The sequence below is a fragment of the Vibrio sp. QJM3NY_35 genome (assembly GCF_057785915.1).
Genome location: NZ_CM173507.1, coordinates 1,018,126 through 1,034,399, shown reverse-complemented (window position 1 = coordinate 1,034,399; position 16,274 = coordinate 1,018,126). Strand labels below are relative to the sequence as shown.

The following is a 16,274-nucleotide window of genomic DNA, read 5'->3' as shown; positions in this document are numbered from 1 at the left end:
TTATTATTATATTAGTTTGATACTTTATGGGCAGTACCCACTTAGATCAAGAATGTACTATATCTTTTCAACATTCCTGTGATTTTAAGCGATCCCGCCCCTTTATTCATCTTAGCCAATAACCAACAAAGCTATTAATTAAAATTTAGAAAAGAGTGACAACAAAAAGGCTAAACGTGACACTGAAATGCGACATTCATCAGATTTTTATTCTATCAAACGCCATTTTGCGGTACTTTAATAAAGTATTTAAATTAATTTCAGGAAATCGGCAATGCAAAATATCGGGATGTCGTCAAAACTCAACAGCGTATGCTACGAAATCAGGGGGCCTGTACTCAAACATGCTAAGCGCATGGAAGAAGAAGGGCATAAAATACTGAAGCTTAATATTGGTAACCCCGCCCCATTTGGTTTTGACGCCCCTGATGAAATCCTTGTTGACGTAATCCGTAACCTACCGACATCTCAAGGTTACTGCGACTCAAAAGGCATCTATTCAGCCCGTAAAGCGGTTGTTCAGCACTACCAGAAAAAAGGCCTACGTAATCTTGATGTAGAAGACGTTTACATTGGTAACGGCGCATCAGAGCTTATCGTTATGTCTATGCAGGCGCTACTGGATAATGGTGATGAAATCTTAGTTCCCGCTCCGGACTACCCACTATGGACAGCGTCTGTTGCGCTTTCTGGTGGTACACCGGTTCACTACATGTGTGATGAAGATGCTGATTGGTATCCAGATCTAGATGACATGCGTGCGAAGATCTCACCAAAGACGCGCGGCATCGTTCTTATCAACCCGAACAACCCAACGGGCGCGGTATACAGCCGTGATTTCCTGCTGCAAGTGGTTGAGATTGCTCGTGAGCACGGTTTGATCATCTTCGCCGATGAAATCTACGACAAAGTACTGTACGACGGTGCGGTACACACTTCAGTGGCAACGCTTGCTGAAGACGTACTAATGGTCACGTTCAACGGCCTATCTAAAGCTTATCGCGTATGTGGTTTCCGTGGTGGTTGGATGTTCTTAACAGGCCCTAAACACCTAGCAAAAGGCTACGTTGAAGGGCTAGAAATGCTGGCCTCAATGCGTTTGTGCGCCAACGTACCAATGCAGCACGCTATCCAAACGGCACTAGGTGGCTATCAAAGTATCAATGAACTGATCCTGCCTGGCGGCCGCCTGCTTGAACAGCGCGACCGTGCATGGGAACTGATCAACAAGATCCCTGGCGTTTCTTGTGTGAAACCGAAAGGCGCAATGTACCTGTTCCCTAAAATCGACACCAAGATGTACAACATCAAAGACGATCAGAAGTTTGTACTCGACTTCCTTAAGCAAGAGAAGGTGTTATTGGTTCAAGGTACTGGCTTCAACTGGCCGAAACCGGATCACTTCCGCATCGTGACTCTGCCGCACATCGAAGATCTAGAAATCGCGATTGGTCGTCTAGAGCGCTTCTTACAGACCTACAGTCAAGACAACCTCATCGAAGGTTAATGAGCACAAAGAAAGATGGCTACAATTTGCTGTTTTAAAAGACTTTAATTTGTATTCATTCGCTTCTATGCTTAAGAGGCTCCTGTTTAGGAGCCTTTTTGTACCCGCTGTCTCGCACTATTTGTGAGAAAACTATTGCGAGTGGAGCACAGTTTAGAAAGGACGATTATGAAACAAAGCCATTTCTTTGCCCATCTAGCACGCATGAAGCTTATCCAGCGTTGGCCTCTCATGCGTTCAATCTCAAGCGAAAACATTTCAGAGCATAGCCTACAGGTTGCTTTCGTCGCCCATGCCTTGGCACTTATCAAAAACAAGAAATTTGATGGCAAACTCAATCCAGAGCACATAGCCCTGCTTGGTATGTACCATGACACCAGTGAGGTACTGACTGGAGATCTACCAACGCCGGTTAAATACTACAATCCAGACATTGCACAAGAGTATAAGAAGATAGAAGCCGCAGCAGAACAAAGACTGCTTTCGATGTTGCCAGAAGAGTTCCGAGACGACTTCGCCCCCTTCTTAATATCTGGTACTGCGAGTAAAGAAGAGCAAAGCATCGTCAAGCAAGCAGATACTATCTGTGCTTATTTGAAATGCTTGGAAGAGCTCAGTGCGGGCAACCATGAATACGAGCAAGCCAAGCGCCGATTAGAAGAAACACTCGAACAACGCAAAAGCCCTGAAATGGACTATTTTCTCACCACATTTGCGCCGAGCTTCGAATTATCACTAGACGAGATAAGCTAGCTGGGTATAAGTTGTTTTTAATTAGCTAAATAAAATCAATTTGATAGGTGCTATTTTGAATTCTCAACTCGAACCAACCTTTGTACTCGAACAAGAATGGCAGCATCGAAATGACGATGAACACAAAATAAGACGTGATGATCATCGCAGCCCGTATCAGCGTGACCGTGCACGCGTGCTTCACTCTGCTGCCTTCCGCCGCTTACAAGCGAAAACCCAGATCCATGGCACCACGGTCAACGACTTTCACCGAACGCGCCTTACTCACTCTCTTGAGGCCGCTCAGCTTAGCACCGGTATCGTCGCTCAACTGAAGAAAAAGCAGCCCGAATTTCGAGAGCTATTACCCTCAGACAGCTTGATTGATTCACTGTGTTTAGCTCACGACATCGGTCATCCTCCCTATGGACATGGCGGTGAAGTCGCACTCAACTACATGATGCGCGACCACGGCGGCTTTGAGGGCAACGCTCAAACGTTTCGCATTGTCACACAGCTAGAACCCTACACTGAGCATCACGGGATGAACCTATCTCGACGCACTTTGTTAGGTCTGATTAAGTACCCTTCTCTGCTGAGTGAGGTTCAAGCCAAATTGCAGTCTGAGCCCGTTAAGCATCAACGACAGCTCCGAGCTAAAGATTGGATGCCAGCAAAAGGCATCTACGATCATGATGAAGAGTTGTTTAACTGGGTACTGGAGCCGCTTTCAAGCAGCGACCAACAGCTTCTAAAACAGAAAAGAAAAACACACACCGAGCCACTTGAGCACAACAAGACCAAATATAAGTCGCTAGATTGTTCGATTATGGAGTTGGCTGATGACATCGCGTATGGCGTGCATGATTTAGAAGATGCGATTGTACTTGGCTCTGTGACCAAAGCTCAGTGGGTCGAATCGGCTTACCCTCAACTGAAAGAGATAGCCGACCCATGGATTTGTGAACACCTAGATTCTATTACAGAAATGCTGTTCTCTGGTGAACAGTATCGTCGAAAGGATGCGATTGGTGGGATAGTCAACGCACTGTTAACCAGTATCTCGATTAAGCGCATGGATGCTAACTTTGAGAATGTGCTTTTGGCTTATAATGCCGTACTTGAACCGAACATGGATGGCACGCTCGATAAGCTGAAACACTTTGTCAGCGAGTTCGTTATTCAAGTGCCACAAGTTCAGGTCATCGAATACAAAGGCCAACAGATCATCATGGATATGTTTGAAGCATTCAGCGCTGATCCTGAACGTTTGTTGCCACTGCCCATCAAGAAGCAATGGCTACAGCATGACGATGAATCGAGAAAGATGCGCGTGATAGCCGACTACATCTCATCAATGACCGATGATCTTGCGCAGAAAATGCATCAGCAATTGTTCTCGGCTCATACTGAGTTTTAATTTCTGACTCGTGCTAGTGAAACGGCTTAATCTTAATCTAAGTAGTTTTTCTCAAACACGCCCGGCGGCATTTGATTGATTTGAAACTGAATCATTTGGTCAAATGCCGTTAGCAAAGGGCTAAAATCGACGTCATCCTCTAACAAGCTAAGCAAATGATAGCCAGCTTCAACGGTTGAAAGGCTGTTTTCACTGGGTGCTTTGCGAATTCGGTAATTACCCTTGAGATCTTTCGGCAAGTGAACCGTGTTCAATGCATGCAAGTTACTCGATACTTGCCACATCTTGAAGGCCTTTTTCCACGTGCCATCCAATAAAATCACACGCAGCTTCTTATTAGGACATGTCGCCGACTCAACTGAAACAGAATTTTCGCTTGGGTATAAAATCACATGTTGGTACTGTTCATCGCACAACAATGCGTTGAGTTGTTCATTCTCTGAAAAGTCTTCACCAACAAGCGTCACGCTGTTATTTAGAGATAACGAGAGAATACGCGCTGTTCCCATCGGGCGATGCTCTTCTGATGGGTGCTGAAGAATGATAAGCTCAACATTCGATTCGAGTGGTGTAACCCACTGACAAATACAAGCTTTCAAAGCCTTGCTGCATTGGGGGCAATAACGAGACATGGATTTAATGTGTACCCTGTTTTAATTTTCACTTCACTTTTATGCGTCTTATTCCAATTTGAGCCAATACAAGCTTGGGTCGTTTGGGATAGCAATGCGATTGCCGAGGGGCAATGGTGGCGAATCCTAACAGGAAACTTTTCACATACCAACTACTCGCATCTTCTGATGAATCTAGCAGGCTTGTGGATCATCAACTACCTGTTTCAACCGAGTAAAAAACAGCTTGTTGTTGCTTTGCTTTTCATTAGCCTAATCACTGGACTGGCGTTGTTGCTGACGAACATTCATATCTATGTGGGGTTATCTGGGACATTACATGGGTTGTTTGGCTTATTCGCTCTCAATGAAGCGCTGAGCGGCAGGAAGTCAAGCTGGCTTCTAGTGTTGGGGTTAACAGCTAAAATAGCTTGCGAGCAGCTTGTTGGCCCTTCTAGCACGACTGGCGAACTGATTAATGCTCGTGTCGCGATTGAAGCCCACCTAGCAGGTACATTGGCTGGAGGCTTCATATCTATCGCTTCATTTCTAACAAGTAGAAAAACGGATCAAAGTTGAATTCTTTCGCGGTTCTTTTCAACCGTCGCTTCACCTATCCCTTTCACACTCACCAAATCATCAGCAGTCGTAAACGCACCGTTTTGATCTCTGTAATCGACGATCTCTTGGGCTTTCTTCTCCCCAACACCAACTAATAGCGCTGAGAGTTCTTCTGCCGTCGCAGTATTGATGTTTACCGTAATCTCAATGCCATCGTAAAGCTCAGCTTTAGTTGGGCTATCAGAAAACGCTGGGGAGCTCAGGGCCATCAGAAATGAAAGAAGTAGTGTTGAATATATCGTGCGCATAAACCGTTCCTTTGAACAAAAAACGTAACTTATGCATTTACCGCACTAGATAACACAATCACCAGACAAAAATAAAGCGGGTCACCTAAGTGACCCGCTTCGTTATACATCTTATTTTCATCAGCTTGTTTGTTGGCTCACAAATCTGAATTAGAGCCTAACAATCATGTGTTGATTCCCAGTAGTAAGCTCTAACTTGAGCTTGCTACTGAGGAAATCAAACGCTTACTGACCTTGACCCACTACGTAGTATTCAACGTCTGCGTTTTTACGCAGTACGTTTAATACGTTAGTCAAGTCTTGCTGGTTACCAACTCGCTCCAACTGTGCACCAATTTGAGTGCTGTAAGCTGGGTTGATCTCAGCCGTTACTTTAGAAAGCTCAACAACAACGATGTTACCGTCTTGGTCTTTAGATTGACCGAACACAGCTTGACCTGCTTCTGGTTTCGCTAGAGCGAATACAGATGCCGCTAATGGCGAGTTACGGTCAATCGTTTCAAGTTCAGTGAACTCAAGGTTGTTGTCCGCTAGTACTGCTTCATTGCCTTGCTCAAGTTCATTCACTAGAGAAACACCTAGCTCAACCGCTTGTTGCTCTGCTTGTACAGCAGACAGCGCAGCGACAACTTGAGCTTTCACTTCAGCTAGAGGAAGAACTGTCTCATCACGAGTCTCTTCTACACGAACAACAATTACGTGCTCAGGTGCAACTTCGATAACTTCCGAGTTCAGACCATCTTCTTTCACTTCAGGGCTCAAGATTGCCTGCATAACTGCAGGCGTCATCAGAACTTCTGGAGCGTCAACTTGAGAGGTGAAATCTGTCGTTGTGATCTTAGCGTTGATAGCTTCTGCAGAATCATCTAGAGAATCTGGGAATTCAAACGCTACTTTTTCTAACTCAGTTTGCTGCTCGTAGAACTGGTCTACAGCGTGCTGGTCTAGTAGTTCTTGCTTGATCTCTGCCGCTACTTCTGAGTAAGGCTGAGCTTGAGACGCTTTTAGTTCGTCTAGCTTGATGATGTGGTAGCCGAAATCAGATTTAACTAGGCCAGTCGTATCGCCAATATTCTCAAGAGCGAAAGCCGCGTCTTCGAATGCTGGGTCCATAACATCACGTTCAATCCAACCCAAGTCACCGCCAACGTCTGCACTACCGAAGTCGTCAGATTTCTCTTCCGCTAGCGTAGCAAAATCAGCGCCTGCATTTAGCTCGTCTAGGATTGACTGAGCTTTCGCTTCGTCATCGCCTTGAACTAGGATGTGGCTAACTTTACGTTGCTCTTCAGTTGAGTACTTGTCTAGGTGCTCTTGATAGTATTTCTGAGCTTCTTCATCACTAACTTCAAGCTGAGACTTAAGTGCTTCAGCAGAAAGCTCGATGTAAGACACCTTAGCTTGCTCTGGACGAGTGTAAGCTGCTGGGTTCTCAGTGTAGTACTGTTCGATCTGTTCGTCAGTTAGCTCGATGTCTTTCGCTAAGTCAGCAACAGAAAGAGTCACTGTGCGAATGTCACGAGTTTGAGCAATAAGCTTGCTTTGCGTATCGATCTCACCTTGAAGAACGAATTCGCTGCCTTGTAGAGCAGTAACAAGCTGGTTGCGCATTAGATCACGACGCATGTATTCAGCGAAACTTTCTGCGCTGAAACCTGCACGACGTAGTGCTGCTTGGTAAACTTCTTGGTCGAATTGACCAGCCGTTTGGAACTGAGGCATTTCTAGAATCATGGTACGGATTTGAGAATCACTGATTCGTAGGCCTAGAGACTCAGCTTGCTGCTCAAGCAGTACATCGTTGATCATGCGATCAAGAACTGATTTACGGAAAGACTCTACGTATGCAGGGTCTGCAAGCATTTGAGCAAAGTAATCGCCTAGTTGAGACTGCATGCGATTACGTTCGTTTTGGTAAGCCTGTTCGAACTCACCACGAGCAATTTCTGTGTTGCCAACTTTAGCTGCTGCGTTGTTACCGCCACCGGTGATGTAGCTGCCTACACCTGCGAATACGAATGACAGGATAATCAACCCAAGGATAATTTTTACCGCGATGCTATTCACGCCTTCGCGTAATCGATCCATCATAATTTAAGTGCTCTCCGGATATGAAGCATTGGCTTCAAAATAAAAATCTATTCACGCGATATTATCAGAAAAAGAAATGCGCATCAGTAGGATGCGCATAATTTAAATAAGTTCAATGTGCTTTGTCCACATACTGTCTGAGAATGAAACATCATTTTTCAAACAGTAAACGCATTTTACTGCCTTCCCCTCTTAAATGGAGGTTTCAGCAGTGAAAATTAGTTACATGCGTCTTTAAGTGCTTTACCCGCTTTGAAGCCAGGTACTTTAGCTTCTGCGATTTGGATCTCTTCACCAGTTTTTGGGTTACGACCTGTACGAGCAGCACGAGTACGAACACTGAAAGTACCAAAGCCAACAAGTGCAACTTGGTCGCCTGATTGTAGCGTTGTGCCAACTGCTTCGATGAATGCGTCTAGAGCGCGGCCAGCTGAAGCTTTAGAGATGTCTGCGTTTTCTGCGATTGATTCTACTAGTTGTGTTTTATTCACTGTTTTTCCCCTATGTGTCATCTGTGACTACTTCTCGATGACTGTACGTTCCATTTTGGTTTTAATTTAGCCGCAAGCCTTATTGCAAAAGGGCTGCCGCTTTGATCAATAACTTAGCGTCCAAAAAAAACGCTGACAAGCCTTTTCGAGCCTATCAGCGTAATTCTTTACTTATTTTTGCTATGCATCACTATTTCTTCACGTCAAACTCGACCCCTGACGGATCTCGTTCTAGCGCGACTTTGAGTACTTCATCAATCCACTGAACCGGGATCACCTTCAAGTCAGCGATTACGTTGTCTGGAATCTCTTCCAAATCACGCTCATTGTCTTTCGGAATCAGTACAGTTTTAATGCCGCCACGGTGTGCTGCAAGCAGTTTTTCTTTCAAGCCACCGATAGGTAAAACTTCACCACGAAGGGTAATTTCACCTGTCATACCGACCTCAGCTTTAACAGGGTTACCCGTCAAGCTAGACACTAGTGCAGTACACATTGCGATACCCGCACTCGGGCCATCTTTCGGTGTTGCACCTTCTGGTACGTGAACGTGAATATCGCGCTTTTCGTAGAAATCTGAGTTAATACCCAGTTTTTCTGCACGAGAACGAACCACAGTCATTGCCGCTTGGATCGATTCTTTCATCACATCGCCAAGTGAACCGGTTTGCGTTAGCTTACCTTTACCCGGCATAGCTTCAGTTTCGATAGTCAGTAGATCACCACCGACTTGAGTCCAAGCTAAACCAGTTACTTGACCAATACGGTTGCTTTCATCTGCTTTACCGAAGTCATGACGTTGAACGCCTAAGTACTCTTTCAGGTTATCAATGTTAACCGTTACAGACTTAAGGTCGCTGTCTAGCAAGATGTTCTTCACTGCTTTACGACAGATCTTAGAGATTTCACGCTCTAGGCTACGTACACCCGCTTCACGCGTGTAGTAACGAATGATGCCGATGATTGCAGAGTCTTCGATCTCAATCTCATGAGGCTTAAGACCGTTGCGTTGAACTTGCTTGTCCAATAGGTGGCTCTTAGCAATGTTCAGCTTTTCATCTTCTGTGTAACCAGACAGGCGAATCACTTCCATACGGTCCAGCAGTGGGCCAGGAATGTCCATTGAGTTAGACGTTGCCACGAACATCACATCAGACAGATCGTAATCGACTTCTAGATAGTGATCGTTGAATGCATTGTTTTGCTCAGGGTCTAGAACTTCTAGAAGCGCTGAAGATGGGTCGCCACGCATATCAGAAGACATCTTATCGATTTCATCTAATAGAAACAGTGGGTTCTTAACGCCAACTTTAGACATCTTCTGGATTAATTTACCCGGAAGTGAACCGATGTACGTACGACGGTGACCACGAATCTCAGCTTCATCACGAACGCCACCTAGTGCCATACGTGTGTACTTACGACCCGTTGCCGCAGCAATCGAACGACCTAGTGAGGTTTTACCTACACCAGGAGGACCTACAAGACAAAGGATTGGGCCTTTTAGCTTGTTGATACGGTTTTGTACTGCCAAGTACTCAAGAATACGTTCTTTAACACGCTCTAAGCCGTAGTGATCTTCGTTTAAGATCTCTTCCGCTTTCGCTAAATTCTTTTTAACTTTTGAACGCTTAGCCCAAGGAACGCCAACCATCCAATCAATGTAGCTACGTACTACTGTTGCTTCAGCAGACATTGGCGACATCATTTTCAGTTTTTGCAGTTCTTGCTCAGTTTTCTCACGAGCTTCTTGAGGCATCTTAGAATCTTCGATCTTCTTCTTCAGAGTCTCGAATTCATCAGGTGCGTCGTCCATCTCGCCAAGTTCTTTCTGAATCGCTTTCATTTGCTCATTCAGGTAGTACTCACGCTGAGATTTTTCCATCTGCTTCTTAACGCGGCCACGGATGCGTTTTTCAACTTGCAGGATGTCAATTTCTGACTCCATTTGGCCCATCAAGAATTCCAGACGTTCAGTTACATCTAAGATTTCTAGAACGTGCTGCTTGTCTACCAACTTAAGTGGCATGTGCGCAGCAATGGTATCAGCAAGGCGAGCTGCCTCATCAATACCGTTCAGAGACGTTAGAACCTCTGGTGGAATCTTTTTGTTCAGCTTAATAAAGCCTTCGAATTGATTGATCGCACTACGAACAACCACTTCTTGTTCTTTTTCGTCAAGTTCTGAGGTAACAACGTATTCGGCATCCGCTAGGAAGAATTCACTTTCTTTGAATTGGTGAATTTTTGCACGCTGCTGACCTTCAACAAGTACTTTAACCGTACCATCAGGGAGCTTTAGTAACTGAAGAATAGTAGCGACTGTACCTACGTTAAATAGGTCGTCGATTGAAGGCTCATCAGTGTCCGCTTCTTTCTGCGCTACAAGTAGTACTTGTTTGTTAGCTTCCATTGCCGATTCAAGGCATGTAATCGATTTTTCACGACCGACAAACAATGGAATAACCATGTGTGGGTAAACCACTACATCACGTAGAGGTAGCACGGGGATTTCGATACGCTCGGAACGTTCCAAGTTCATATATTTCTCTCTTCCGCTTTAACTTATAAAGCAGTATATGGGGCTTAAACGACTGGATTCAATGGAAGAATAAAAAAAAGGAGGTAATTGCTTACCTCCTTTTTCAATTTGAGTGACTTGTCTAAAAAAGACCTACTCTGCAACAGCTGCTTGGTTGTCTGAGTTGCTGTAAATCAACAGTGGTTCTGACTCACCATTAATTACCGACTCATCAATCACAACCTTGCTTACATCAGTTGAAGATGGCAGTTCATACATAGTTTCTAGTAGAACACCCTCCAAAATAGAGCGTAGACCACGAGCACCTGTTTTACGGTTCATTGCTTTCTTAGCAATTGCGCGTAAGGCGTCTTCACGGAATTCTAGCTCTGTATCCTCAAGCTCAAATAATGCTGCGTACTGTTTTGTCAGTGCATTCTTTGGCTCACATAGGATTTGGATTAGCGCTTCTTCATCAAGCTCTGTCAGTGTAGTTGTCACAGGTAGACGACCAATGAATTCTGGAATCAGACCATATTTCACTAGATCTTCAGGTTCTACTTGAGTGAACAATTCACCGATAGTTTTGGTTTCGTCTTTTGAACGCACTTCTGCGCCAAAGCCGATACCTGAACCTGTTTCTACACGCTGTTCAATCACTTTATCTAGGCCTGCAAACGCACCACCACAGATAAATAGGATCTTAGACGTGTCCACTTGCAAGAACTCTTGCTGTGGATGCTTACGACCACCTTGAGGTGGAACTGAAGCAACTGTACCTTCAACAAGTTTTAGTAGAGCTTGCTGTACACCTTCACCAGACACGTCACGCGTGATGGATGGGTTTTCAGCTTTACGAGAAATCTTGTCGATTTCATCGATGTAAACAATGCCGCGTTCCGCTTTCGCTACGTCGTAATCACACTTCTGAAGCAACTTCTGGATGATGTTTTCAACATCTTCGCCCACGTAACCTGCTTCGGTTAGTGTTGTTGCGTCTGCCATTGTGAAAGGAACGTCTAGGAAACGAGCCAATGTTTCAGCCAGTAGTGTTTTACCACTACCAGTAGGACCGATAAGAAGAATGTTACTCTTACCTAGCTCTACGCCTTCAGCCGTCGTATCACCATTACGTAAACGCTTGTAGTGGTTATAAACTGCAACTGCTAGCACTTTCTTCGCGTATTCTTGACCGATTACATAGTCGTCAAGATGCTCACGAATCTCACGCGGCGTTGGCAGCGATTCCGATTCTTTCTTAGGAAGAACATCTTTAATTTCTTCACGAATAATGTCGTTACAAAGATCGACACATTCATCACAAATGTAAACAGAAGGACCTGCGATTAACTTGCGAACTTCGTGTTGGCTTTTGCCACAGAAAGAGCAGTAAAGCAGTTTACCGCTACCACCCTCTTTGCTTTTATCTGTCATTCGCTAACCTCTTAGCCTTAACTCTCTATGCTTGAGTGTATATCAATTTGAATCACTTTGCGTTAAACAATTGCCCTGCAATTATTGACCGCGGTGATTAAGAACTGAATCCACTAAGCCGTATTCTACTGCTTGATCAGCAGACATGAAGTTATCACGATCTGTATCGCGCTCAACAACTTCTAAAGGCTGACCAGTGTGCTCAGCCAATAGTTTGTTTAGCTTTTGTTTGATCGTTAGGATCTCTTGCGCGTGAATTTGAATATCAGACGCTTGGCCTTGGAAGCCGCCAAGTGGCTGGTGAATCATTACACGTGAGTTTGGAAGCACGTGACGCTTACCAGGAGTACCACCCGCTAGTAAGAATGCACCCATAGAGCAAGCTTGACCCATACATACTGTGCTCACGTTTGGCTTGATGAACTGCATTGTGTCGTAGATAGACATACCTGCTGTTACGCTACCGCCAGGTGAGTTGATGTAAAGATAGATATCTTTGTCTGGGTTTTCTGATTCCAAGAAAAGCAGTTGAGCCACGACAAGATTTGCCATGTGGTCTTCCACTTGACCTGTTAAGAAAATGATACGTTCTTTTAATAGACGAGAATAAATATCGTAAGAACGTTCACCACGGGAAGTCTGTTCAACCACCATAGGAACTAGTGCGTCCATAATCGATGGCATTGTATTTTTTTCTTGGTAGCTCATATTCTTATGTCCCTAAAATAAATGGCCCGAATGATTAAATCATACGGACCATTGTTAGCAGAATTGTTGACCGTACGTCAACCTTCTACGTCAGATATTACTATATTAAGCAGGTTGCTGATTCATTAGCTCGTTGAAGCTAACTTCTTTATCAGAAACTTGAGCTTTAGCGATGATTGCATCAATAGCTTGCTCTTCTAGAGCAACATTGCGCATGTTGTTCATCATTTGCTCGTTTTGCTCGTAGTAAGCAATAACTTCTGTTGGATCTTCGTATGCTGTAGCCATCTCTTCGATGATAGCTTTAACTTTCTCGTCGTCAGCTTTTAGCTCTTCAGTCTTGATTACTTCACCAAGAAGAAGACCTACAACTACGCGACGTTTAGCTTGCTCTTCGAACAGCTCACGTGGAAGTTGGTCAGCAGCTTCAGTGTTGCCACCGAAACGTTGAGCAGCTTGTTGACGTAGAACACCGATCTCTTGATCGATAAGAGCAGAAGGTACGTCGATGTTGTTTTCGTTAACTAGACCGTCGATAGCTTGCTCTTTGATGCGGTTCTTAACAGCTTGCTTAAGCTCACGCTCCATGTTCTTACGAACTTCAGCTTTAAGACCTTCAACGCCGTCAGCTGCGCCGAACTTAGAAACGAATTCTTCGTTTAGCTCTGGAAGTTCACGAGCTTCAACTTTGTTCAGCTTGATAGAGAACTTAGCTGCTTTACCTTTTAGGTTTTCAGCGTGGTAATCTTCTGGGAAGTTTACGTCGATTTCGAATTCCATACCTGCTGTTTTACCAACGATACCGTCTTCGAAGCCAGGGATCATGCGACCAGCGCCCATCTCTAGTGGGAAGTTCTCAGCTTTGCCGCCTTCAAACTCTTCACCGTCGATAGAACCAACGAAGTCGATAGTTGCACGAGAACCAGCGTCAGCAGCAGCTTCAACTTCAGTCCAAGTTGCTTGTTGCTTACGTAGAGTTTCGATCATCTCTTCAACGTCAGCTTCTTTAACTTCTACTGCTGGTTTCTCAACAGTGATGTTTTCTAGACCTTTCAGCTCAACTTCTGGGTAAACTTCAAAAGTTGCGTTGAATACTAGGTCAGCGCCTTCGTTGTTTTCAACTGGTGCGAAAGTTGGTGCGCCAGCTGGGTTGATTTTCTCTTTAACGATCGCTTCGATGAAGTGACGTTGCATTACTTCGCCCATCACGTCTTGACGTACTGCTTTGCCGTACATTTTAGCAACCATCTTCATTGGCACTTTGCCTTTACGGAAACCATCGAAACGACGGTTTTTCGCGATGTTGCGTAGTTCAGCTGTAACTGCATCTTCGATGTTAGCAGCAGGAACAGTAATATTAAGACGGCGCTCTAGGCCTTCTAGCGTTTCAACAGTAACTTGCATTATATAAACCTCAAAACTGGCTCAGTAATCTGAGCATATGAGCCGTAACTTAGCTTTAATTCAAAAGCAGACGTTGTTGGCTGCATCCTTGTGTAGTGCTCTATCCGAACACCTAATTTAAAATCGAGCATTGATGTCTGAATTGATTATTCAACCAAACACCAGACTAATCAGCGATATCTTCGTTCTTCACGCGTCGATTAAAACGCAATAAAGCTTGTTTTCAGAAACAAGAAAGGTATCTCCGATTAGCCTCAGGACAGAAATTTTAGACGCGACATTCTAGCGATCTGTTTAATCTCTGTCGAGCCGTTCATCTCTGGTTGATGATGAATGCTCTAAATTCGTCCAACTAAATGATACAAAAACGATCAAATCATCATTTAGCACAACAGAAATGGGGACAATAGCGACTTTTTCAAGGGAATCGAGGGCTTTTTTTGCTAAAAACCTTAAAAAGAGATCTTGCTCTTGTTTTACCCCTCAGAGTCGATAACTTTTTCAACAATCCTCGTTACAAACCCTTAACCTACACCCATCTGTTCACTCTCCGCTTTCAGCAAAAACTACCGCTATTTGCTACCATAAACGAGAGAAGACAGGCTTGATTGTTTACCAAAGAAATTAGCGGAGAGCCTTCATGTTTCAAGCTTTTAGAATCCCAATACTATTAATGGCCACATACAGTTTACTGATGGTGTTTGGCGGTCATTGGGTGTGGAGCACAAGCCATGAAAGTTTGTTAAATGATCATCAATCTAAGCTGGACCGCTTTTCGGTTCATATTTCAAGCCAATTGGATAAGTTCGCGCACATTCCCGAGCTGCTTTCAAAAGACAAAGAGCTGGTCGATGCCCTGCACTCTCCAAGTAACTCTGCGCAAATCGAACTCACCAATCGTTATCTAGAGCACGTAAACTCGGTGATTCAAGCATCCGACACCTACCTACTAGACAGTATCGGCACCACCATTGCAGCCAGTAACTGGAATCAACCGCGTTCTTTTATTCGTCGTAATTTTGCTTTCCGCCCCTACTTTCAAGAGGCAATTATTGGTAATGAAAATCAATATTTTGCGCTAGGTTCAACCTCTGGAAAGCGAGGGTATTATTATTCTTACCCCGTCTCCTATGCCGCCGAGATTATTGGCGTCATTGTCGTAAAGATGGATTTATCGCTGATTGAAGCAAGTTGGAAAGGCAAACAGAGTTTTTTTGTTGCTGACGATAAAGACCAGATCGTATTCATGTCGAGTAACCCTGAATGGCTTTTCAAAAGCCTTCAGCCGCTAAGCGAAGCGCAACACACTCGAATTCAGGAAAGCAGGCAGTATCTCGATACCAAAATAGAAAGCCTGCACTTCTCTGGTGATTTAGACAGTGCCACCAGTCGTATTGAGTCGCCACACAAACTTGTCCAAGAGCAGTTCTTTAGCTCTTCGCGCTTTTTAGCCGAACCAAAACTCACCATACGGGTATTTTCTCCAACCCACTTAGTTTGGTGGGACTTGATTGCTTACCTAGTGGTTCTGAGCCTTATCTTTGCGATCATTTATCTAACGATGCAGCTCAATCACCATCGACAGCAAAGACGCGCTCAGATCGATAGGCTGCAATCCGAGGCCAAGCAAAAGCTCGAATTTCAAGTGCTTGAGCGAACATCCGAGTTACATGTCGAGATTAAGCACCGCATCGAAACCGAACATATGTTGAGACAAACACAAGATGAGCTTATCCAAGCTGCCAAGCTGGCAGTGCTAGGTCAAATGTCCGCGAGCATCAGTCATGAGCTGAATAACCCACTCGCTGCAATTCGCAGTTATGCTGACAACGGCCGACTGTTTCTTGCAAAAGAGAAGACAGATCGTGTCGATGACAACCTATCGCGAATCTCGGCACTCACTGATCGCATGGCGAAGATCAGCCACCAGCTTCGCTCTTTTGCAAAGAAATCCACCGCGGAAGAGCTACACACTTTGCAAATACTCCCAGTTTTACATTCATCCAAAGAGCTGATGAAACCACAACTCAAGAGCGAGCGAGTTAAGGTCAACGAACTCCCTGAAACCTTTGATGCTTACGTGCTTGCAAACGCCATTCAACTGGAACAAGTGATCATTAATTTGCTCACCAACGCGATTCAGGCGATGGAACAACAGGACGACAAACAATTAGCTATTCTGTTAGAGATTAGGGAATCCGACCATCAACAAGCCAAGACTTTGCTGATTCATGTCGATGACAATGGCCCCGGCTTCACCTCCCCTTCGAGCGGAAACTTTTTTGAACCCTTCCATACCACCAAGAAGAACGGACTTGGACTCGGGCTATCGATTTCTCAACAAATAATCAGCGGAATTAACGGCAAGCTAATTACCGGTAGCAGCCCTCAAGGTGGTGCTCGATTCAGCATTGAGTTGCCCCTTGTTGAACAAGAACATCAAGCAAAACTCAGCGATAACCAGAAGACAAAGAAGTAAAGGAATC

At 44.5% G+C, this 16,274-nt stretch carries 13 protein-coding genes and 1 pseudogene; 5 read left to right on the top strand and 9 right to left on the bottom strand.

Annotated elements, in window-relative coordinates:
- The first annotated feature begins 274 nt into the window (after positions 1 to 274).
- From AC3CH3_RS04660 to AC3CH3_RS04650, 3 genes are all read left to right on the top strand, one after another.
- On the top strand, positions 275 to 1,507 hold the full coding sequence (locus AC3CH3_RS04660; protein WP_488537834.1) for a pyridoxal phosphate-dependent aminotransferase: 1,233 nt from the start codon (positions 275 to 277) through the stop codon (positions 1,505 to 1,507).
- 168 nt (positions 1,508 to 1,675) lie between these two features.
- A complete protein-coding gene (gene yfbR, locus AC3CH3_RS04655; protein ID WP_019824771.1) occupies positions 1,676 to 2,260 on the top strand; it encodes a 5'-deoxynucleotidase in 585 nt (194 codons plus the stop codon).
- A 55-nt stretch (positions 2,261 to 2,315) separates the two neighbouring features.
- Positions 2,316 to 3,659, top strand: coding sequence for an anti-phage deoxyguanosine triphosphatase (locus AC3CH3_RS04650; RefSeq protein ID WP_488537833.1), 1,344 nt, complete (start codon positions 2,316 to 2,318; stop codon positions 3,657 to 3,659).
- A 32-nt stretch (positions 3,660 to 3,691) separates the two neighbouring features.
- Here AC3CH3_RS04650 and AC3CH3_RS04645 read toward each other — a convergent pair whose 3' ends face one another.
- Complete coding sequence (locus AC3CH3_RS04645) at positions 3,692 to 4,291, bottom strand: tRNA-uridine aminocarboxypropyltransferase (RefSeq protein ID WP_488537832.1); 600 nt, start codon at positions 4,289 to 4,291, stop codon at positions 3,692 to 3,694.
- A gap of 9 nt (positions 4,292 to 4,300) precedes the next feature.
- Here AC3CH3_RS04645 and rrtA point away from each other — a divergent pair, with 9 nt between their 5' ends.
- Positions 4,301 to 4,849, top strand: coding sequence for a rhombosortase (gene rrtA / locus AC3CH3_RS04640; RefSeq protein WP_488537831.1), 549 nt, complete (start codon positions 4,301 to 4,303; stop codon positions 4,847 to 4,849).
- Here rrtA and AC3CH3_RS04635 read toward each other — a convergent pair.
- The 8 genes and pseudogenes from AC3CH3_RS04635 to AC3CH3_RS04600 form a co-directional block, all read right to left on the bottom strand.
- Positions 4,840 to 5,139 carry a ComEA family DNA-binding protein gene (locus AC3CH3_RS04635; protein WP_488537830.1) on the bottom strand — a complete coding sequence of 100 codons (300 nt, stop codon included), beginning with the start codon at positions 5,137 to 5,139 and terminating at the stop codon, positions 4,840 to 4,842. The two genes, rrtA and AC3CH3_RS04635, sit on opposite strands and share 10 nt — an antisense overlap.
- A gap of 225 nt (positions 5,140 to 5,364) precedes the next feature.
- On the bottom strand, positions 5,365 to 7,230 hold the full coding sequence (gene ppiD, locus AC3CH3_RS04630; RefSeq protein ID WP_488537829.1) for a peptidylprolyl isomerase: 1,866 nt from the start codon (positions 7,228 to 7,230) through the stop codon (positions 5,365 to 5,367).
- A gap of 218 nt (positions 7,231 to 7,448) precedes the next feature.
- Positions 7,449 to 7,721, bottom strand: a complete 273-nt coding sequence (locus tag AC3CH3_RS04625) for an HU family DNA-binding protein (RefSeq protein WP_004736083.1) — start codon at positions 7,719 to 7,721, stop codon at positions 7,449 to 7,451.
- Positions 7,722 to 7,911: 190 nt separating this feature from the next.
- Positions 7,912 to 10,263 carry an endopeptidase La gene (gene lon, locus AC3CH3_RS04620; RefSeq protein ID WP_019824784.1) on the bottom strand — a complete coding sequence of 784 codons (2,352 nt, stop codon included), beginning with the start codon at positions 10,261 to 10,263 and terminating at the stop codon, positions 7,912 to 7,914.
- A gap of 132 nt (positions 10,264 to 10,395) precedes the next feature.
- Positions 10,396 to 11,676: an ATP-dependent protease ATP-binding subunit ClpX gene (gene clpX / locus AC3CH3_RS04615; RefSeq protein WP_009847283.1), complete on the bottom strand. Its 1,281-nt coding sequence runs from the start codon at positions 11,674 to 11,676 to the stop codon at positions 10,396 to 10,398.
- 81 nt (positions 11,677 to 11,757) lie between these two features.
- Entirely contained in the window at positions 11,758 to 12,384 is a 627-nt protein-coding gene (gene clpP / locus AC3CH3_RS04610; protein WP_004736080.1) for an ATP-dependent Clp endopeptidase proteolytic subunit ClpP, read from the bottom strand.
- 105 nt (positions 12,385 to 12,489) lie between these two features.
- Entirely contained in the window at positions 12,490 to 13,788 is a 1,299-nt protein-coding gene (tig, locus tag AC3CH3_RS04605) for a trigger factor (RefSeq protein ID WP_017106221.1), read from the bottom strand.
- A 294-nt stretch (positions 13,789 to 14,082) separates the two neighbouring features.
- Positions 14,083 to 14,265: pseudogene (locus tag AC3CH3_RS04600) on the bottom strand (hypothetical protein); the annotation flags it as partial.
- A gap of 163 nt (positions 14,266 to 14,428) precedes the next feature.
- Between AC3CH3_RS04600 and AC3CH3_RS04595 the strand changes: the two are divergent.
- Complete coding sequence (locus AC3CH3_RS04595) at positions 14,429 to 16,267, top strand: sensor histidine kinase (protein WP_488537828.1); 1,839 nt, start codon at positions 14,429 to 14,431, stop codon at positions 16,265 to 16,267.
- Positions 16,268 to 16,274 lie beyond the last annotated feature (7 nt).

Coding starts and splice junctions, on each gene's coding strand:
- AC3CH3_RS04660 (WP_488537834.1), top strand. CDS start 275: ATGCAAAATATCGGGATGTCGTCAAAACTCAACAGCGTATGCTACGAA.
- yfbR (WP_019824771.1), top strand. CDS start 1,676: ATGAAACAAAGCCATTTCTTTGCCCATCTAGCACGCATGAAGCTTATC.
- AC3CH3_RS04645 (WP_488537832.1), bottom strand. CDS start 4,291: ATGTCTCGTTATTGCCCCCAATGCAGCAAGGCTTTGAAAGCTTGTATT.
- AC3CH3_RS04635 (WP_488537830.1), bottom strand. CDS start 5,139: ATGCGCACGATATATTCAACACTACTTCTTTCATTTCTGATGGCCCTG.
- ppiD (WP_488537829.1), bottom strand. CDS start 7,230: ATGATGGATCGATTACGCGAAGGCGTGAATAGCATCGCGGTAAAAATT.
- lon (WP_019824784.1), bottom strand. CDS start 10,263: ATGAACTTGGAACGTTCCGAGCGTATCGAAATCCCCGTGCTACCTCTA.
- clpX (WP_009847283.1), bottom strand. CDS start 11,676: ATGACAGATAAAAGCAAAGAGGGTGGTAGCGGTAAACTGCTTTACTGC.
- clpP (WP_004736080.1), bottom strand. CDS start 12,384: ATGAGCTACCAAGAAAAAAATACAATGCCATCGATTATGGACGCACTA.
- tig (WP_017106221.1), bottom strand. CDS start 13,788: ATGCAAGTTACTGTTGAAACGCTAGAAGGCCTAGAGCGCCGTCTTAAT.
- AC3CH3_RS04595 (WP_488537828.1), top strand. CDS start 14,429: ATGTTTCAAGCTTTTAGAATCCCAATACTATTAATGGCCACATACAGT.